This window comes from Nocardiopsis lambiniae (assembly GCF_031845465.1).
Lineage (GTDB): Bacteria > Actinomycetota > Actinomycetes > Streptosporangiales > Streptosporangiaceae > Nocardiopsis > Nocardiopsis lambiniae.
On the sequence record NZ_JAVREP010000008.1, the window covers coordinates 44457 to 64141 of the forward strand.

At 71.5% G+C, this 19685-nt stretch carries 12 protein-coding genes and 1 pseudogene; 4 read left to right on the forward strand and 9 right to left on the reverse strand.

Annotated features, from left to right (window positions below; all coding sequences use genetic code 11):
* Window positions 1–16: 16 nt before the first annotated feature.
* Both RM479_RS13745 and RM479_RS13750 read left to right on the forward strand, forming a co-directional pair.
* A complete protein-coding gene (locus RM479_RS13745) occupies window positions 17–976 on the forward strand; it encodes a DUF1702 family protein (RefSeq protein WP_311512126.1) in 960 nt (319 codons plus the stop codon).
* Entirely contained in the window at window positions 973–1713 is a 741-nt protein-coding gene (locus tag RM479_RS13750; RefSeq protein ID WP_311512127.1) for a TetR/AcrR family transcriptional regulator, read from the forward strand. The genes RM479_RS13745 and RM479_RS13750 overlap by 4 nt, the downstream gene beginning before the upstream one ends.
* On the opposite strand, the pseudogene RM479_RS13755 reads toward RM479_RS13750, so the two are convergent.
* From RM479_RS13755 to RM479_RS13765, 3 genes and pseudogenes are all read right to left on the reverse strand, one after another.
* Window positions 1689–2090: pseudogene (locus tag RM479_RS13755) on the reverse strand (flavin reductase family protein); the annotation flags it as partial. The gene RM479_RS13750 and the pseudogene RM479_RS13755 overlap by 25 nt on opposite strands.
* Window positions 2090–2530: an acyl-CoA thioesterase gene (locus RM479_RS13760; protein WP_311512128.1), complete on the reverse strand. Its 441-nt coding sequence runs from the start codon at window positions 2528–2530 to the stop codon at window positions 2090–2092. The pseudogene RM479_RS13755 and the gene RM479_RS13760, both read right to left, overlap by 1 nt.
* Window positions 2527–8301, reverse strand: a complete 5775-nt coding sequence (locus tag RM479_RS13765) for a type I polyketide synthase (RefSeq protein WP_311512129.1) — start codon at window positions 8299–8301, stop codon at window positions 2527–2529. The genes RM479_RS13760 and RM479_RS13765 overlap by 4 nt, the downstream gene beginning before the upstream one ends.
* Before the next feature lie 500 nt (window positions 8302–8801).
* On the opposite strand from RM479_RS13765, the gene RM479_RS13770 reads away from it, so the two are divergent.
* Window positions 8802–10127, forward strand: coding sequence for an ABC transporter substrate-binding protein (locus tag RM479_RS13770; RefSeq protein ID WP_311512130.1), 1326 nt, complete (start codon window positions 8802–8804; stop codon window positions 10125–10127).
* Window positions 10128–10149: 22 nt separating this feature from the next.
* Here the strand turns inward: RM479_RS13770 and RM479_RS13775 are convergent, their stop codons facing one another.
* From RM479_RS13775 to RM479_RS13795, 5 genes are all read right to left on the reverse strand, one after another.
* Entirely contained in the window at window positions 10150–10803 is a 654-nt protein-coding gene (locus RM479_RS13775) for a TVP38/TMEM64 family protein (RefSeq protein WP_311512131.1), read from the reverse strand.
* A 223-nt stretch (window positions 10804–11026) separates the two neighbouring features.
* A complete protein-coding gene (locus RM479_RS13780; RefSeq protein ID WP_311512292.1) occupies window positions 11027–12412 on the reverse strand; it encodes a sensor histidine kinase in 1386 nt (461 codons plus the stop codon).
* Window positions 12413–12564: 152 nt separating this feature from the next.
* The gene (locus RM479_RS13785; RefSeq protein WP_311512132.1) at window positions 12565–13383 is read right to left on the reverse strand and encodes a TIGR03943 family putative permease subunit; all 819 of its coding nucleotides are present in this window, start codon (window positions 13381–13383) and stop codon (window positions 12565–12567) included.
* A complete protein-coding gene (locus RM479_RS13790) occupies window positions 13380–14456 on the reverse strand; it encodes a permease (RefSeq protein WP_311512133.1) in 1077 nt (358 codons plus the stop codon). The genes RM479_RS13785 and RM479_RS13790 overlap by 4 nt, the downstream gene beginning before the upstream one ends.
* Window positions 14457–14692: 236 nt before the next feature.
* Complete coding sequence (locus RM479_RS13795) at window positions 14693–16249, reverse strand: alanine/glycine:cation symporter family protein (RefSeq protein ID WP_311512134.1); 1557 nt, start codon at window positions 16247–16249, stop codon at window positions 14693–14695.
* 216 nt (window positions 16250–16465) lie between these two features.
* On the opposite strand from RM479_RS13795, the gene RM479_RS13800 reads away from it, so the two are divergent.
* Window positions 16466–17782, forward strand: a complete 1317-nt coding sequence (locus tag RM479_RS13800) for an MFS transporter (RefSeq protein ID WP_311512135.1) — start codon at window positions 16466–16468, stop codon at window positions 17780–17782.
* 96 nt (window positions 17783–17878) lie between these two features.
* On the opposite strand, the gene RM479_RS13805 is transcribed toward RM479_RS13800, so the two are convergent.
* Entirely contained in the window at window positions 17879–19666 is a 1788-nt protein-coding gene (locus RM479_RS13805) for a DEAD/DEAH box helicase (RefSeq protein ID WP_311512136.1), read from the reverse strand.
* Between the last annotated feature and the right edge of the window lie 19 nt (window positions 19667–19685).

Consider the following 19685-nt stretch of genomic DNA (forward strand, 5'->3'; position numbering starts at 1 on the left):
CGCTCCAGGAGTCCTCGTGCACACCACCCTCGGGACACTGCGCCGCCGCGTCCTCACGCCGAACACGACCCAGACCCTCGTCGAGACGCGCGGCTTCCACCAGGGGACCGCGACGGCCCGGGGCCTCGTCGAGACCGTCGGCCGGTTCTTCCTGGTGGGCTACGGACACGCGGCGGAGACCGGCAGCCCCGAGGACACCGACCGTCGGCTGGCGGACGTTCCCGTGCGCTTCCGCGGATTCGCCCACGAGGGGGCGGCGATGGCGTTCACCGTCCTGGACGCCCTGACCCCGCGCGGGCGACGCGCCGCGGAGTACATGGCGGGACCGGGAGATCCCCACCTGTACATGGCCCATGTCGGCGTCGGCTGGGCCCTGGCCCGGCTTCCCCGGCCGCTCTGGCCGTCCGCGCACACCCTCGATCCGCTGCTCCGCTGGCTGGTCCTGGACGGCTACGGTTTCCACCAGGCCTACTTCCACACGGACCGGTTCGTGCGCCGGAGGGAGCACGACACCCGGCCGGCGCACTGGTCCGGCGCCCCCGACTACGCCGCACGGGCCATGGACCAGGGGATCGGGCGGGCGCTGTGGTTCGTCGCCTGCGCCGACCCCGGGCGCGTCGCCGACCTGGTGGAGTCCTTCCCCGAGCGGCGCCGGGCCGACCTGTACAGCGGTGTGGGGCTGGCCGCCGTCTACGCCGGGGGCGCGGATCGCGAGGCTCTGGAACGTCTGCGCGACCGGGCCGGGGCCCATCGGCGTTGGCTGGCCCAGGGCGCGGCCTTCGCCGCGGAGGCACGACTGCGCGCCGACCTCTCCGTGCCGCACGTGGGAGTCGCCGTCACCGCGCTGTGCGGTGCCTCCCCGGAATCGGCGGCGTGGTCGGCCCGGGAGACCCGGCCCGCCGAGGGCCGGGGCCGCGCAGGCGTGCCGGGCTACGAGGTGTGGCGAACACGGTTGGCCGAACGGTGGGCCGTGTGAGCCCCAGACGCGCCGACCCCCGGACCCCGTCGGCCCTGGTCCACGCGGCCGCGCGAGTGCTCGCCTCCGAGGGCCCGTCGGCGCTGACCACCCGTCGACTCGCCCGGGAGGCCGGGTGTTCGACGATGGCCGTCTACACGAACTTCGACGGCATGACGGGGCTGGTCCGGGCGATGGTCCACGAGGGCTTCGCCCGGCTGTACGCGCGGTTCTCCCGTGTGCGGGCGACCGCGGACCCCGTGGCCGACCTGGCGCTGTACGGGCGGATCTACCGGGCGAGCGCGGTGGCCGACCCGCACCTGTACTCCGTGATGTTCGGTTCCTCCTCCTTGGCGGGGTTCTCCCTCTCGGACGACGATCGACAGCACGGCAGGTACACGATGGCCGGTGTGGTCGCCTGTACCGAACGGTGCATGCGGGCGGGGCGGTTCGACGACGGCGATCCGTTCCTGGTCGCCCACCACATGTGGACGACCGTGCACGGGGTGACCTCGCTGGAACTGGGCTCCTACCTGGTCGAACCCTATGGGGCCGACGACTGCTTCGAGTCCCTGTTGCCCGCCCTCATGGTGGGTGCCGGTGACGTCCGCGAGCGGGCCGTGGACTCGGTGGCGCTGTCGCGTTCCAGGTTCCAGCGGCCCGCCCCGGGCCCCCTCAGCTCGCCGTCCACGAAGAACAGGGGGGCGCTGTCGGCCCCCGCCGCGGCGGTGAGCACCCTCCCGACCACGATGGAGTGATCCCCGGCGTGATGGACGGCCTCCACCGCGCACTCCAGCCACCCCCGCGCACCCGACAGAAGCGGAGCGCCCGTACGGGTCCCGCGGTACCAGGCCCACCGGTCGAACTGGACGGCGCCCGTGGGGCGGGAGCCGTCGGCGAAGTACCGGGCCAGAGCCGTCTGGTCCGCCCCCAGCAGGGACACGCCGAACATCCCCCGGTCGTGGACCGTGGTGTGCAGACGCGCGCTGAGGGCGACGCAGCACAGGATCAGCGGGGGGTCCAGGGAGACCGACGTGAAGGCGTTGGCGGTCATCCCGTGCGGGGTGCCCCCTCCGGTCGTGAGCACGGTCACCCCGGTGGGGAAGCGCGCCATGACCGTGCGCAGGTCCACCATCAGACCACCGCCCGGGCCGGGGCGAAGGGCGCCAGGGCGGACCGCAGGACCTCGGGCACCCGGACCGGCACGACCGCGTCACCGTGACCGCGCATGCACACCACCCGCTGGTTCCCCCGGGCGACGGGGGTCTCCACGGCCCCGTTCACCCGCACGTAGTCGAAGGAGAAACCGATCTGCGTCTGCGTCAGCTCCTCCAGACGCATACGGACCGACAGGACGTCGAAGGCGGTGGTCTCGGCCAGGAAGTCGCAATCGACGCGGAGCGTGAAGAGCTTGAGGTCACCACGGAGGTCGTCCAGCACGGAAGGGGCGTGGTCGCGCAGGAACATCTCCCGGCAGCGCCCCTGCCAACGCAGGTAGTGCGCGTAGTACACGTTGCCGACCAGGTTGGTCTCCTCAAGGCTGACGATGTGCCGCATCTCGTAGTGGTCGGTCACGGGTTCGACTCCTTCGGCGAGGGGACTTCGGGGACACGGCCGATGGCGACCACCACGGGGGCCGCGCGGCCCGCCAGGGTGGTGACACCGGTGGCGATCGCGGTCGCACCCGAGGTGAACACGACCCATCCGTCGGGATGGACGCGGTCCAGAACCACGGCACGCGTCGCGGTTCCGAGTTTGCGCAGACATTCCAGGGCCGCCCAGAGGCGGGTGGCCGACGTGTCCGCGTCCTCACCCGTCTCGGTCACCAGCAGGTCGGCCACGGCCAGGGCGTCGGGGCCGAGCAGGTCGGCCCGAGCGGTGCGGTCCCGCCCGACCACCTCCTCGATGTCGCAGCCCACGGGTGCGTCCGCGGCCACGGCCAGGGTCACTCCGGCTCCGTGGGAGACGGAGACGTGCGCTCCGTCGACCTCGGGCCGACCGTCCGGCCGGTGGCGCACGCGCACGGGTCGATCGAGACAACGTCGCAGGGCCGCGGTGGTCGCCTCCCCCCGGTCGGGGCCGGCGTCGGGCTCGACGGCGATCGACACCCCCTCCCCCAGGAACCGGGAGGCGCATCGTTCCATGTGCGGGCCGAGCAGCGGCACGGGCCAGGGGCCGGCACCGCCGCGGGCGCGCACCGCCTTCAGGCGCAGACCCTCCCACCGTTCGACGACCCGGCCCTCCGGGTCCGACAGCTCCACGTCGTAGACGTGCGCGTCCCCGTCCCTGGACCGTTCCGACGCCGCCAGCACGAACGGGCCCTCGTCGTCGGTCCGGGCCGGCAGGAGGCGATCGACCCGCTCGGGCAGCAGGACCGCGTCGGGCACGCCGCTCTGGAGCGCGTGCATCGCGGTGTCGCGGACCCCGGGGTCCGCCAGGACCAGGTCCTGCGGCAGGTAGGGGGCGAACCACGGGACACCGGCGCCTCCGGAGACCTCGGCCACGGTGTGCCGCGCGCTCACGCGGCGATAGGCCGACAACCGTTGGAACCGCTTCCCCTGGAAGAGCAGGGAGCCGTAGAGTTCCGCGCCGGGGTCGATACGGACCCGTGGTGCGTCGGTACCGGGGACCAGGGGCCCCCGCTCGGGGCGATCGGCCGGGGACCACCGCAGGACCGACCGGAAGTGGTCGACGGCGAAGCCCGTGTCCTCGCTGCGCACGACCACGTCCACCGTGCGGGTGTCACGGACCAGGGCGGCCACACGGATCACGCATCTTCCGGAGGCGGACACGACGATCGGCCGTAGGAACTCCATGTCCTCGAAGACGGGGACACCGGTGTGTCCGCCGATCGCCGCTCCGACCTGGGCCATGGCCTCCATGCCGATGACCGCGGGCACCAGCGCGTCGCCGTCGAGCCGGTGATCGTCCAGATAGGGGTCGGTCGCGGTGGACGACTCCGTTTCGGTGACCAGTTCGGTGCCGGGGTGGTGGACCAGGATGCGCTCCAGGAAACGTCCCAGGGGGAGGGTCGCCGGGGCGGGCAGGGTCGGTGGGGCGCCCAGCCGTCCGCAGACCACGATGACCGGTCCGGCGGAGGTATCGGAGAGCAGATCGCGCAACACCTCCAACCCCTCGTCGACGGAAATCGGTGTCACCCCCTCACGGGCGAGGGATTCGACGACCCCCATGCGCTCGCCCATACCGGAACCGGACCACACCGACCACTCGATCGCCAGGACCCTGGTGCGCGGATGGAGACGTCCGTACTCCTCCGCCAGCGCGCTCATCCGGTCGTTGGCGGCGGCGTAGTGGGCCTCTCCGCGCAGCCCCACCCGTCCGATGACGCTGCCGAAGGTGACCAGGAGACGGAGCCGGCCGGGGTCGATCGCCGCGAGCGCCGCCCGCAACCCGTCGACCTTGGGCGCCGAGGCGGCGGCCAGGTCCTCGGGGGTGAGCGAGCCGATCGGGGCGGGCTCGTTGCGTCCGGCCCCGTGCAACAGGGCCGTGACGGTACCGAACGCGGCGGCGCGCTCGACCGCGGCGCGGACCTGGTCGGGGTCGGTCACGTCCGCGCGTTCGTAGCGGTGGCGGACACCGGCGGCGGCCATCCGGTCCAGGTTCGCGGCCAACTCGGGATCGGCCGCGGGGTCCGAACGCCCGAGCAGGAGCAGACCGGCCCCATGGCGCAGAGCCAGGTCACGCGCGCACTCCGCGGTGATGCCCTTCCCTCCTCCGGTGACCAGGACCACGTCGTCGAAGCCGAGGGGAGGACCGGCCTCGGGGCGTTCCCGTCCGGGAAGGAGGGGGATCAGGTCGGGGACGGTGCGCCCCTCCTGCGCGTACCGGACCTCGGTGTAGGCGGTGGTGGCGACCGTGTCGGCGAGCACCGTCGCCGTCAGGCGATCGTGTGCGCCGGAATCGGTCCCGTCCGTATCGGCTTCGATGACCGTGACCGGCACCCGTGCCTCCAGGTGCAGGGTGCGGGCCAGACCGGAGACGATCGGTCCGGGTTGGACCACGACCAACCGGACTCCACGACCGGCCGCCTCCTGGGCCGCCGCCAGCGAGGCGGCCGGGTGGTCGGGGTCGGGGACCAGGAGGACGCCCTCCCCCACGCCGGCCCCGGCCAACGCCGCGCGCAGGGTCTCGGCGATCCGGTGCCCGCCGGGCGCGTACGACGACCAGTGGGCCGTGGTGGTGGACCGGGGGACGGGGACGGGAGCGGGGTCGGGTGCGGTTCGCCGTCCGAGCCGGAAGGCCCGGACCCAGGGTCCGACGCCGGCCGCTTCGGACGTGGCTCCCGGATCGTCGCCCTTCCCCGTCGAGGCGTCGATGACGGCGGCCAGGTCCGCGAGGCTGGAGGTGGCGTGACCGCTGGTCGCCTCCAGCGGGGGTCGGCCCAGCATGCGGGCGACCTCGTTGGCGATCTGGCCGACGGTGATGGAACTCAGGTGGAGTTCGTCCAGCGGTCGGGTGTGCGCGGTGACGGTCTCCAGGGGCAGTTCGACCCGGGCCGCGACCTGCCGACGGAGCAACAGGAGGGTATCGACGTCCTCCGTCTCGGAAACGTCGAGGGCCGGTGCGGGTTCGGGGGTCCGGGACGGGGAGGTGCGCCCCGTCGAGCTGTCGGCCACCGTCTCACAAGGGTTGACGAGGAAATCGCGGGACTCGCGGAGAGGACGGATCAGGCGGCCTTCGAAGAGCCGACGGACGGCCAGCGGGGCGCCGAGGGCGAAGGCCGCGCCCAGGGCCTTCAACGTGGGCGAGAGCGTGGGGGCGTCGGTGTCCACCGTCAGGGCGGGGACGTCGGGGGCGATGCGCTCCGCCGTCCGGGCCAGCACCCGTCCCGGACCGACCTCCAGGAAGAGGTCGGTGTCCGGCGCGATACGCGCGACGGCCTCACCGAACAGGACCGGGCGGGTCACCTGCTCGGACAGCAGGTCCGGGAGCGAGGTGCCCGGCCGGAGGTCGGTACCGACCACGGTGGAGACCACGCGACGCGTCGGTGGGGTGAAGGGGATCCCGTCGAGCACGCTCCGCAGTCCGGGAACGGCCGGGGCGACCAGGGGGGAGTGGAAGGCGTGGGAGACCCGGAGGGGAGCGACGTCCAGGCCGCGGGCGCGGGCCCGGTCCCGTACGCGTCCGATGGCGGCGGCGGTGCCCGAGACCACGGTCTGCCCGGGTCCGTTGTGCGCGGCGACCACGGCTTCGGACTCCGGTTCGTCGGTCAGGAGGCGGGCCACCTGTTCGGTGTCCGCGGCGACGTGGAGCATGGCGCCGCCGGACCTCGCGGTCTCCGCCATGATCCGCCCCCGCGCGCGGGCCAGGGCCGACAGGCTCTCGGCGTCCATGGCACCCGCCCAGTACAGGGCGGTGAGTTCGCCCAGGCTGTGGCCGACCGCCGCCCGGGCGGTCACCCCGAGGTCCTCCATCAGCCCCAAGGCCGCCATCGAGCCGGCGACGATCCTGGGCTGGGCGATCTCCGTGGCGACCGGGTCCCCCTGGGGGAGCCGGGCCACGTCCAGCGTGTCCTCGACGCTCGGGAACCGACGGCACAGGGCCCCCTGGCTCCCGTCGCCCGATCCCTGACCCGGCATCAGGAAGGTGATCCGGGGCGGTCCGGTCCGCTGGGAGAGGAAGACGCCCTCCCCGGGGGAGACGACCTCCTCCTCGCCCGCGTCGATCCGGGAGATCAGTGCCGTCACGGCGCGGGCTGCCGCGTGCGGCTCGGCGGCGACGACGGCGCAGCGCACCGGACCGCCGCGGAGCCCGTCGGCGGCCTCGGCGGCCAGGTCGGTGAACTCCGCGTAGGAGAGGTGCGGGAGAAGGTCGGCCCAGGCGGTGAGTCGGGTGCGCAGGGCGGCCCGGTCCGGGGCGTCCGCGAGGAGCAGTTCGGCGTCCTGGCGGCCCGCCACCAGGGCGCGGGTCCGGGCGTCGGGGGCGCTCGGGGCGGGGTCTCCGACCGGGTCGGCGGCCTGGAGCGCGATGTGGGTGTTGATACCGCCGAACCCCATGGCGGAGACACCGGCGCGCAGCGGACGCCCTTGCGGCCAGGGTTCGGCCCGGACCGGCACGCGCAGGCGGGCGCCCTCCACGGTGAGCAGGGGATGCGGGGTGTGCTGGGCGGTACCGGGTGGGACGACCCGGTGGTGAACGGCCAGGGCAGCCTTGATGAGCCCGGCGACACCGGCGGCGGCCTTCGTGTGGCCGATGTTGGCCTTGACGCTGCCCAGGGCCGCCGGGGCTCCCGGGCCACGCGCCGCGGACAGGGCGGCGATCTCCGTGGCGTCGCCGAGCGCGGTGCCCGTGCCGTGACCTTCGAAGTAACCGACCGTGGCCGGGGGGTATCCGGCCCGCGCGTAGGCGCGTTCCAGGGCGACACGATGGCCCTCCTCCTCCGGCCGGGTGATACCCCCGGCCCCGTCGGAGGAGATCGCCCAACCGGTGATGAGGGCGTAGACACGGGCGTCGGCGGCGAGCGCGTCCTCCTCGCGCATCACCACGAGGACGCCCGCGCCCTCCCCCGGCCAGAAACCATTGGAGTCGCGGTCGTAGACGCGCATGTCGCCCGTGGCCAGGGCTCCGGTACGGGCGAAGCCCACCAGTTCGAAGGGGTCCAAGGACAGGTCGACCCCCCCGACGAGAGCCACGTCCAGGTCTCCGTCGGTCAGTGCCCGGGCGGCGGTGACGACCGACAGCAGGGAGGAGGCACAGGCACCGTCGACGGTATGGCCGCCGCCGCGGAGGTCGAAGTGGTTGCACACCCTTCCGGCGATGGTGTTGGACAGTCCACCGGCCAGGGTGTCCTCGTCCATCTCGGGGAAGGGCGCCTTGTAGGCCTCCTCCGCCTCGGTCAGCAGACGGGCCGTCTCGTCGTCGTCCCAGCCCCGTCGGCGAAGGACCTCGGCCAAGGTCCGGCGGACATAGGGCCAGCGCAGACGGAGGGAGTTGGCCCGGGAGAACTCACCGGTGAGGCTGTTGCCCAGGACGACTCCGGTGGTGCCCCGCGGCAGTCCTCGCCCTTCGGGGAACCCGGCGTCCGCCAGGGCACGGGCCGCGGTGTCCAAGGCGAGCCAATGGGTCATGTCCGTGGAACGGAAAGTGCTGCCCGCCACCCGGTAGGCGGCCCGGTCGAAATCGAATCCGCGCAGCAGGGCCGCCTTGTCGGAATGGAATCGATCGGAATCCGTCGGATCCGCGGACCGGTAATCCGCGAGGGAGAGCCGTTCGGGTGGGATGCGACGAAACGAGCGGCGCCCGGCCAGGACGTTCTCCCAGAGCTCGTCCGGGGTGTCGGCGTCCGGGTAACGGCAGGCCATACCGACGATGGCGATCCTGTCCATGCTGCCTCCGATGCATCGGGACGACTGTCACCCAGGATGACCAAAAGCGGAGAGGACATTCTTCTTTGTTTTTGCTCATGGCAATTTCATAACGCTGATATTTTTCACGGGAGTTTCCCGTGTCCCGCCTTCATGGAAGAGCGACGCCAACGGCCGGCCCGGCGCGGCCGGCCCGCCCTCCGAGGTGAAGACACCGGAGACGCCACGCGAGACCCCCGGCGAACACGAAGAGCCTTCGTTCGATGACCTTCGGCCACTGGGCCCCGTCGTTCATCCGGTGGCCGGCTGTGGACAGTGACAACATCACGAATTCACTCGAACACCATCCGCAACATTTTGCCCCCCTCCCGCTGGTGCGGGTCGGGCGCATGGTGTTTACTCGCTAGTAACGTACCGGCCAGTAGGTTTCTTTTCGATGCCCTGTCCGGTCGCGGCCCCCTACCCCACCGGGCCGTTCGCGCCCGCTCCGTGAAGGTCACAACGAAGTCCAGGACAGCATCATGCGACCACTGAGATCGATCGCCTCGGCACTGGCCGTCGCGGTACTCGTCACATCCTGCTCCAACGGAGGAGACACGGACCAGGCGGCGGAGGAACGAGCCGCCGACGTCCGGGGGGTCACCGCCGACGCCATCGTCATCGGCACGCACCAGCCGCTGACCGGTCCCGCCTCCCCCGGCTTCCGGCACGTGTCCACCGGTGCCAGGGCCGTGTTCAACTACATCAACGACAACGGCGGCATCCACGGGCGTCGGATCGAATACCAGGTCCAGGACGACGGCTTCGATCCGGCCCAGACCGTCGAGGTGACCCGCAGTCTGATCCACGATCAGGAGATCTTCGCGATGCTCGGCGGCCTGGGCACCCCCACCCACGAGGCCGTCATCGCCGAGATCAACGAGGCCGGCGTGCCCGACCTCTTCGTCTCCTCCGGCGCCCTGTCCTGGGACCAGCCGGACGTCTACCCCTACAGCTACGGCTTCCAGGTGGACTACTCCAAGGAGGCCAAGATCCAGGGGAGGTTCATCGCCGAGAACTTCCCCGACGACAAGGTCGGCCTCCTCTACCAGAACGACGACGTCGGCCCCTCCTCCCAGGCCGGGCTGGAGCAGTACCTCACCGACGAGATCGTCACCTGGGAGTCCTACGACCCCGGAGTCCCCGAACTCGCCGGCCAGGTGGCCTCGCTCAAGAAGCAGAACGCCGACGTCGTGGTGTGCCACTGCATCCCCGCGTTCCTGGGGATGGCCATCCTCGAAGCGACCGCGATCGGCTACACGCCGCAGTGGATCGCCCCCAGTTTCGGCGGCGACGTGGAGATCGTCACCGGACTCATCCAGGAGTACTCCGAGGGCACGGCGGCCGAGAACGTCCCGCCGGAGGCGTTCCTGGACGGTCTCATCGTCACCGCGTTCCTGCCGATGGCGGCCCAGCGCGACGATCCGTGGACCGAGTTCTTCCTGGAGATCCACGAGGAGTACAACGCCGACACCCCGTTCACCGACACCACCGTCTACGGCATGGTGCAGGCCGTCCTGCTCGCGCAGGTCCTCATGGAGACGGGCCCGGACCTGACCCGTTCGGGCCTGATCGAGACCCTCGGTTCGAGGGAGTGGACCGGACCGGGGCTGGTGCCCTTCGCCGCCACCGCGACCGACCACAGCGGTTACGGCGGCGTCATGGTGGTGCGGCATCACGCCGGTGAGAAGCCCGAGGTCCTCCAGGAGCCCATGGTCACCGACAGCGACGGCGGAGAGATCCTGCCGTTCGAGATGGAACGCCCCTCCCCCGACGAGGTGGCGATCTTCGGCGGCGGCGGGTCCTGACCCGACACGGCGGGCGGGGGGATCACTCCCCCTCCGCCCGCCGTCCGCCGGCGCGCCGGCGGGAACGGACCCACCACAGCAGGGCCGGCAGGGCCGCCAGTACGGCACCGGCCACCGCGACCGGCAACCCCAGGTCCGTCCCCCCGGCTCCCAGCAGCACCATCGCGCCGGTCGCCGGGACACCGCCCGCGAACGTGCCCAGGGCGAAGGGCGCGACCCGCATCCGGGTGAGACCGCACCCGTAGTTGACCGCCTGGTACGGGACGATCGGCAGCAGCCGCAGTTGCAGCACCGCGACGAACGCGTGCCGTTCGGCCACCGCGTCCAACCGCGACCGCACACCCTCGGGGAGCAGACGGGCCACCGTTCCCCCGGCCGCGTAGCGGGCGACGGCGAACTGGGCCAGCGCCGCACCCACCCCTCCCGTCAGCGCCAACGGCATCCCCGCGCCGAGTCCGAAGAGCAGCCCCGCGGCGAGGTTCAGCGCGGGCCGGGGTACGAGCGCGAACACCGCGATCACGTACAGGACCAGGTAGGCGACGGGGGCGGCCGGTCCGGCCGCCTCGATCCAGGCCCGCACCATCGCGAGGTCGGGCCCGTACAGCAGGGCGGCGATCAGCACCGCGGCCCACACCGCCACGACCGCCGCCCGCACCCACCCCGCTCGTTCGTTCACCGAGGCGGCCCAGGAACGGTACGGGCCGGCCGGACCCGCCCCGAACACGGGAAGGGCACCCTGTCGGGAATGACCGTCGACGACGCCGCGGACACCGGCCGACGCGTGAAGGGGCGGCCGGACGACGAGCGCGCCGAGGCCCCGACGACGCACCCGGTCCGGAAGTCTGCGGTCCGGTGGTCCTCCGACACCTCGCAGGGGGTCGTTCCCTCGTGTCGGGGCATCAGCCCTTCGCCCCGGGGTCGGCGGGGATCCGAAGAACGAACAGGGCGCCGCCGAGCAGATCGCTGTGCCCGGCGACGAGCGTGCCCCCGTAGGCCCGCACGATCTCCCGGGAGATGGGCAGGCCCAGGCCGCTGCCCCCCGGATCGAGTTCGCGCGATTCGCGCAATCGGGCGAACCGTTCGAAGACGCGCTCGCGATCGGCCTCGGGGATGCCCGACCCGTCGTCGTGCACCTCCACCACCGCGTCCTCCCCGTCGCGATCCACGACTATGTCGATCCGCGAGTGGGCGTGCCGCTCGGCGTTGGCGACCAGGTTGGTCAGCACCCGGGTCATCCGCAGCCGATCCACGCGCACCGGGGCCGCGCGCTGTGCGTGGACGTGCAGGTCGACGACCTCGTTGCGGTCGCCGAACTCCCTGCCCACGAGATCGGAGAGGTCGACGCGTTGACGCACGGCCGCGACGTCGCTGTCCAGCCGGGCGAGTTCGAGCAGGTCCGCGACGATGTTCTCCAGGCGCTCGGTGTCCGTGAGCAGACCGGTGAGCAGACGCTCACGGGCCCGGGGGTCGGGCTCGGGTTCGGAGAGCTCGACCTCCAGTTTGGCACGCATCCCGGCGATGGGGTTGCGCAGTTCGTGGGAGGCGTCGGAGATGAACCGCCGCTGCCGGGTGACGGCCTCTTCCAGTCGGTCGAGGCTGGCGTTGGCGGTACGCGCCAGATGGGCGATCTCGTCGTGGGTGCGGGGGACCCGGAGCCGGCGGTGCAGGTCGGTGACCGAGATCTGCTCCATCTCGTGACTGATCGTCTCCACGGGGCGCAGGGCGCGACCGACGCCGAACCAGATGACGAAACCGGTGAAGGAGAGCAGCGCGACGGAGGTCCCGAACATCACCGCCTCCAGGGTGCCGCTGGTCAGGATGTGGGGCGGGGGTGACGCCGCCAGCACCACGACGTCGCCATAGGCGGAATCGGCCATGGAGTACCCGACCACCAGGTAGCAGTCGTCGGGGCTCTCCCCCACGAAATCCGCGCAGGTGGTGGTGTCGAGGCGGAAGTCACCGCCCGCGGGGTGGTCACGGGACAGCGCCGGCAGGCCGCGCAGCGCGTCGCTGGCGGCGAGCACCTCGCCGGAGTACCAGTCGACGATCTGTAGGCGCAGGATGGGCTCGGTTGCCGGGATGTCGCCGGGGAAGCGTTCGTCGGTGATCTGATCGGCGATGTGGCGGGCGGCCATGGCCGTTCGATCGCGGGCCTGGGTGTCGATGAGATCGCGCAGTACGAGGATGGACGTGATCAGGACGGTGGCGACCACCAGCACGAGCACGACCATCGCCCCCGCGGTGACCCTTCCCCGGAGGGACCGGGGACGCGCGCGGTTCCACATCCGTCTGAGGCGACCGCTGCTGTCCGACACCCGCCCATTGTCACCCGGGCCGATCGTGAATCGCCGAATCCGGACCGGTGTGGCGTAGCGGAAGACACGCCGTGGCCTGGGCGTTCTCCGGAGCCCCCGGGGGCCCGAAGGAGGCCGGTGTGCTACTCGTAGGGGTCCGGCGGGTCGGTCACCTCTTCCATCTCGGTGACGCTGAGCCGGTGCTCGTTGACGTCGAACAGTTCGCCCTCGGGTTCGACCCAGGTCCCCTGGACGGTCCACCAGGTGTCCGTCTCGGGGGCGGGCACACCGGTGATGAGCACCTTGTTGACGACCGCGTCGGCGGCGCAGCAGGCCATCTGGAGGCGGGCCAGGTACCAGCCCTCCCCCTCGGAGGCGGGGACGGCGAACCCGGTGAGCTCCACGGTGCGCCCGGCCAGCAGACGGTCCTCGTCGACCCAGGCCCGCATGACGAACTGGCGGATGTCCATGGCGACGACCTCGTTCGGCCCGGACTCCTCCAGACCGTCGTCGAACCGCCCCGAGCGGCGGTCCTCCGGCGGTGGCCCGGAGGACTCCGAGGCGCTGTTCTGCACGGTGTAGGAACCGAGCGCGGGTGGGGCCACCACGAACACGGCGAAGACCGGGAGCAGGAGCAGCCAGGCCACCCGCGGCGCCCGCGAGTGATCGTGTCCGTGGTCGCCGTGGCCGTCCCCGTACGCGCCGAGGTCGTCGGCGGTGGCATCGGCGGCGCCGGCCTCGGCGTGCGCGTGGTCGTGCTCCTCCTCCGCCTCGCGGGCCTCACCCCGCAGTTCTGCGACGATGACCATCACCCCCAGCACCACCATGACCAGCCCTCCGGCGATGAGGAACGGCTGGAAGCCGGGCTTGACCCAGTTGAGGTAGAGGTTGGTGGGCACGGTCGCGGTGAGCGCCGCCGCGCCCAGCAGTACGAGGGTGAGTCCTTGGGCGATGCGGTTCACAGGATCAGAGCTCCGATCAGGAACGTGGCGGCCAGTCCGACGACCAGGCACAGGGGGACGAAGCGCGCCACGAACCGCCAGCCGAACACGCCCGCCTGCATGGCGATGAGTTTGAGGTCGACGATGGGACCGACGACCATGAAGGCGAGCTTGGCGGTGGGCGAGAAGTCGGTGAAGCTGAGCGCGACGAAGGCGTCGGCCTCGGAACAGATCGACAGCAGGATCGCCAGCAGCGCGAGCACGAGCACCGACACCACCGGCATCCCGGCCACGGTCAACAGCCATTCGCGGGGGACCATGACGTTGATGGTGGCGGCGGCCAGCCCGCCGACGACCAGGTAACCGCCGGCGTGCATCATGTCGTGCAGCATCGACTCGCGGAAGACCCGCCACTTGGACGCCCCCGGCGCGGACGGGCGGGAGGGCAGCCGCAGCCAGTCGGCACGGCCGAAGCGCACCCAGACCCAACCGATGACCACGGCCGCCAGCAGGGAGGCGACGAACCGGGCCAGGACCATCTCCGGTTGACCGGCGAAGGCCACCGCGGTGGCGATCATGACGACCGGGTTGATGGCGGGTGCCGCCAGCAGGAAGGTGAGCGCGGCGGCGGGGGCGACCCCGCCTCTGATCAGGCTCCCGGCGATGGGCACGGAGGCGCACTCGCACCCGGGCAGCAGTGCTCCGGACAGTCCGGCGACCGGTACCGCCCGGTTCGGCCTGCTGGGGATGAACCGCCGGTAGGCCGAGGTCGGCACGAACGCGGTGAGCGCCGCCGACAACGCCACTCCGAAGACGAGGAAGGGCAGCGCCTGGAAGCAGATCGCGGTGAAGATGGTCGCCCAGGTCAGGAACGCCGGACCGGTGAGCTGGTCGGAGAGCCAGGCGTTGCCGACGGCCATCGCGGTGATGATCACCGCGAACAGCCAGACCGTTCCGGTGCGCCGTCCCTTCCGTCGACGCCCCCAATCGTCGGGGGGCAGGACGTCGGTCCGGTCGTCCCAGCCCTGGGCGAGCGAGTCGCCGAGAGAGGACTCGGGGCCAGGGTTGTGCGAAGGTGTGGTCCGATCGGACACGGTGGTACTCCGTGATGGGTCGGGTGGGTCTCCGTGCATAGTACCGACAACGGTTTTCGTCCTGGACCCGCCGGGACCGCGCCTGTGGACGACGCCCTCCGGTCCCCGCCACGCCCCCGCCCTGGTCATCGCGGCTCGGAGGAAGGGACCTCCGGGGCCGGGTCACGGGGCGGGAGCGGTGCGTGGCGGGGTCGGGTCCCCACCGTCACGGGCGGCGTCGGGAGGACCGGATCCGGTCAGTCGTCACGGCGGCCCCCGTTGGAGTCCTCGTCGCCGGGGAACGGCGGCTCATCGTGCTCCGCCAGGGCCTCGGCCGGGTCGGACGGGGCCGTCCCGGTGCTGCGGTCCACGTTCTCGGGCAGGGCGCCACCGGGCTCGCCCCAGCACTGGACCCCCTTCAGATCGGGCATCTTCGAGAGGGTGAACTGCGGGTCGAGACCGTTGCGGAGCTGCCTACTGTAGTCGGCCAGCAGCCGGAAGGCGATCGCCGACAACGGTGCCAGCGCCAACAGGTTGACGGTCGCCATGACGCCCATGGAGATGTCGGCGAGGTTCCACACGACGGTGAGCGGGGCGACGCTGCCCAGGAAGACCGCCGCCAGCACCGCGTAGCGGAAGTAGGTCATGTGCCGCGGATCGCCGTCCAGGAACCGGATGTTGGACTCGCCGTAGTAGTAGTTGCCCAGGATCGAGGTGTAGGCCAGCAGGAACAGGATGATCGTGAGGGCGTGGAGGGACCATTCGCCCAGAGAGCCCTGCAACGCCACCTGGGTGACCTGCACCCCGGTCATCTCGCCGTACTCGGGACGGGACACCAGCACGATGAAGGCGGTCACCGAGCACACCACCCAGGTGTCGAAGTACACACCCAGGGCCTGTACCAGTCCCTGCTTGGCGGGGTGGGAGACGGACGCGGTGGCGCCGGCGTTGGGCGCCGATCCCAGACCGGCCTCGTTGGAGAACATGCCGCGGCGCATGCCCTGGAGGATCGCCAGCCCCACACCGCCGGAGACGAACTCGCGCACGCCGAAGGCCCCGGCGAAGATGTCGCCGATCACCCGGGGCAGTTCGCCGACGTTGAGGATGACGACGGCGGTGCCGAGCAGGATGTAGAGGATGGCCATCAGCGGCACCAGTGCCTGGGCGACGGTGGCGATACGGCGCACGCCGCCGAAGATGACCACGGCGGTCAGCGCGACCAGCAGCACGCCGACGATCACGTTCAGTACCCATCCCCCGGGGGTGCCCACGGTGTCGGCGGAGGTGGAGATGGCGCCGGCGATGCTGTTGGCCTGCACCGAGTTGAACACCAGGCTGAAGGTGACGGTGATGATGACCGCGAAGAGGACCCCCATCCACCGCGCCCGCAGCCCGTAGAGCATGTAGTAGGCGGGCCCGCCCCGGAACCCGGTCTCGGTGCGCACCTTGTACAGCTGGGCGAGGGTGGACTCGACGAACGCGGCGGCGCCCAGGACGCACGCCATCGCCCACATCCAGAAGATCGCGCCGGGGCCGCCGAGCATGATGGCCGTGGCCACACCGACGATGTTGCCGGTGCCGACCCGGGAGGCGGCGGAGATCGCGAAGGCCTGGAAGGGGGAGATCTCCCGGCCCCCGTCAGGGGCCAGCCCAGGGCTGCCGCGCAGAACACGGAACATCTCCGGGAGCAGACGTATCTGGACCGCTCCGGATCTCACCGTGAAGTAGAGGGCGAGGATCACCAGGAGAGGTATGAGGAAATAACTCCAGAAGACGTCGTTGACGGCGATGATGGCGTCGTTGAGGGCGTTCAAGCGTTCCCTTTCCACGAGGGTGGGGGTGGTCGAACCGATGGGGGCCGTTCGCGCCACTGTCCACGGAGGAGACCCCGACCACGGGGGAGGACACGCGAAAAGGCGGCAAAGAAAGGTAACAGATGCGCCACTGTGGGTGATAACCCATACGGGGCGGACCACCTATGGTGAAGGTGACCATGGTCACCTCACGTCGGGCTCTCTACCGTTCCGGACATGAGCGCGACCAACCCTGATCCCACGACCACCGAGGAGCGGACGCCCTTCGTCCGCGTGGTGACCGCCGGCCTGGTGGGAACCACCATCGAGTGGTACGACTTCTTCCTCTACGGCTCCGCCGCCGCCCTCGTCTTCAACCGGATCTTCTTCCCCGAGTCCGATCCGCTGGTGGGCACCATGTTGGCGTTCACCACCTACGCCGTCGGGTTCATCGCCCGGCCCCTGGGCGGTCTGGTCTTCGGTCACTTCGGCGACCGGATCGGCCGCAAGCGACTACTGGTCGTGAGCCTGCTGCTGATGGGCGGCGCGACGTTCGCGATCGGCCTGCTGCCGACCTACGCCGCCATCGGCGTGGCCGCACCGCTGTTGCTGACCCTGCTACGGGTCGTCCAGGGGTTCGCCCTGGGCGGCGAGTGGGGCGGCGCGGTCCTGCTCGTGGCCGAACACGGCAAGCCGGAACATCGCGGGTTCTGGGCGTCCTGGCCGCAGGCGGGCGCCCCGGGCGGCAACCTGCTGGCCACCGCCGTACTGGCGGTCCTCGCCGTGACCATGCCCGACGAGACCTTCCTGGACTGGGGCTGGCGCATCCCGTTCCTGCTGTCGGGGGTGCTGGTCCTCGTCGGCCTGTGGGTGCGTCTGGCGGTGAGCGAGTCTCCGGTGTTCCAGGAGGCGCGGGCCCGCGCCGAGGCCTCGGGGGTCCGTGAACAGGCCCCCATCATCGGCGTGCTGCGCGATCACTGGCGCGAGGCCCTCATCGCGATGGGCGTGCGGATGGCCGAGAACGTCTCCTACTACGTCGTCACCGCGTTCATCCTGGTGTACGCGACGCAACAGGCGCAGATGTCCAACGGCCCGGTGCTCAACGCGGTGCTCATCGCCTCGGCGGTGCACCTGCTGACCATTCCCCTGTGGGGCGCGCTCTCGGACCGGTGGGGGCGGCGCCCCGTGACGGCGATCGGCGCGGTCGGGGTCGCGCTGTGGAGCTTCGCGTTCTTCCCGTTGATCGACACCGGCGGTTTCTGGTCGATGACGCTGGCCGCGACGGTGGGCCTGGTGCTGCACGGCGCCATGTACGGTCCGCAGGCGGCGTTCTTCTCCGAGCTGTTCAGCACGCGAACGCGCTACTCAGGCGCGTCGGTGGGCTACCAGTTGGCGTCGATCGTGGCGGGCGGGCTGGCCCCGCTGATCGCGACGGCCCTGCTGGCGGCGTTCGGGACGAGTCTGCCCATCTCGGTGTACGTGGCGGCGATGGGGGCCATCACGCTGGTGGCCGTGACGGTGTCACGGGAGACGCGCGGCAGCGACCTGGACTGAGCCGTTTCGTCCGAGAGGAGTGGGTACCCCCGGTGAAGGGCCCGGGCCCGGCAGGTCGAAACCTGCCGGGCCCGGGTCGTGTCCGAGGGGTCGGACTCAGTACTGGCGTGCCGGGTCGCGGTGGCCGCCACCACGGGGGCCGCCACGGTAACCGCCCTCACGGCGCTCGCCGCCACGGTAACCGCCGCCACCCTCACCACGGGGACGGTCCCCGCCACGGTAGCCGCCCTCACGGCGATCGCCACCACGGAAACCACCATCGCGGTCACCACCGCGGAAACCGCCCTCACGGCGCTCGCCGCCACGGTAACCGCCGCCACCCTCACCACGGGGACGGTCGCCACCACGGAAACCACCATCGCGGTCACCACCACGGAAACCGCCCTCACGGCGCTCGCCGCCACGGTAACCGCCGCCACCCTCACCACGGGGACGGTCGCCACCACGGAAACCACCATCGCGGTCACCACCGCGGTAGCCGCCCTCACGGTCACCACCGCGGTAGCCGCCCTCGCGGTCACCCCGGTAGCCGCCGCCCTCACCACGGGGACGGTCGCCACCACGGTAGCCGCCCTCACGGCGGTCACCGCCGCGGTAGCCGCCCTCGCGGTCACCCCGGTAACCGCCGCGGTAGCCGCCACCACCACGGGGGCCGCCACGGCCGCGACGCTCGCGCACCGGCTCCGGCGGCTCGATCCACGGCTCCCAGGAGGGCTCACGGGCGCCGGTCACCTCGGTGAGCAGTTCGTCACCGGGGTTGACCAGGTGCTGCTGGGCGTCGACACCGGCGTCGCTGAGCAGACGCCGGGCCAGGCGGCGCTGGTTGGGCGCCACCAGGGACACGACGGAGCCGGACGAACCGGCGCGGGCGGTGCGACCGCCCCGGTGCAGGTAGTCCTTGTGCCCGGTGGGCAGGTCGACGTTGACGACCAGGTCGATGCCGTCGACGTGGATGCCGCGCGCGGCGACGTCGGTGGCGACCAGGGCCTGGATGCGCCCCTCACGGAAACTGGCCAGGGTGCGGGTGCGCACGCTCTGGGTCTTGCCGCCGTGCAGGGAGGCGCAGGGGACACCGGCCTCGGCCAGCTGCTCGCTGATCGTGTCGGCACGGTACTTGCTGCGCACGAACAGGATGGTGCGTCCCTCGCGCGCGGCGATCTGGGTGATGATCTTGTTCTTGTCCCGGGGCAGCACCTTGAGCAGGTGGTGCTCCATGGTGGTGACCTGGGAGACCGGCGGGTCCACGGAGTGGGTGCGCGGGTCGTTCATGTACTTGCGCACCAGCGTGTCGACGTCGCCGTCGAGCGTGGCCGAGAACAGCAGGGTCTGACCCTCGGGGTGCACCTGGTCGAGGAGTTCGCTGACCTGCGGCATGAAGCCCATGTCGCACATCTGGTCGGCCTCGTCCAGCACCGAGATCCGCACGTCGCTCAGGTCGCAGGCGCCCTGGTCGATGAGGTCGCTGAGACGACCGGGGGTGGCGACGAGGACGTCGACACCTCGACGCAGCTCGTTGATCTGGCGGGTGTAGGAGCTGCCTCCGACGACGTCGCCGACGCGCACGCCCACGATGCGGGCGTAGAGGCGCAGGGCGTCGCGGACCTGGTGGGCGAGTTCACGGGTGGGCACGAGGATCAGGGCCCGGGGCCGGTTGGCGCCGGCGCGCTGCTCGGCGGCGCGGACCAGGATCGGCAGGCCGAAGGCCAGGGTCTTGCCCGATCCGGTGCGACCGCAGCCGAGGACGTCGCGTCCGTCGATGGCGTCGGGGATCGTGGCGGCCTGGATCGGGAACGGGGTGGTCACACCGTTCTTGGCCAGCTCATCGACGATGTCCTGGGGAAGCCCGAGGCTGTCGAAGGCAGGCGTTACGGCAGTGTCCGTCAAGGTGACGTGTACCTTCCTC

Coding starts and splice junctions, on each gene's coding strand:
- RM479_RS13765 (WP_311512129.1), bottom strand. CDS start 8,301: ATGGACAGGATCGCCATCGTCGGTATGGCCTGCCGTTACCCGGACGCC.
- RM479_RS13770 (WP_311512130.1), top strand. CDS start 8,802: ATGCGACCACTGAGATCGATCGCCTCGGCACTGGCCGTCGCGGTACTC.
- RM479_RS13780 (WP_311512292.1), bottom strand. CDS start 12,412: ATGTGGAACCGCGCGCGTCCCCGGTCCCTCCGGGGAAGGGTCACCGCG.
- RM479_RS13800 (WP_311512135.1), top strand. CDS start 16,466: ATGAGCGCGACCAACCCTGATCCCACGACCACCGAGGAGCGGACGCCC.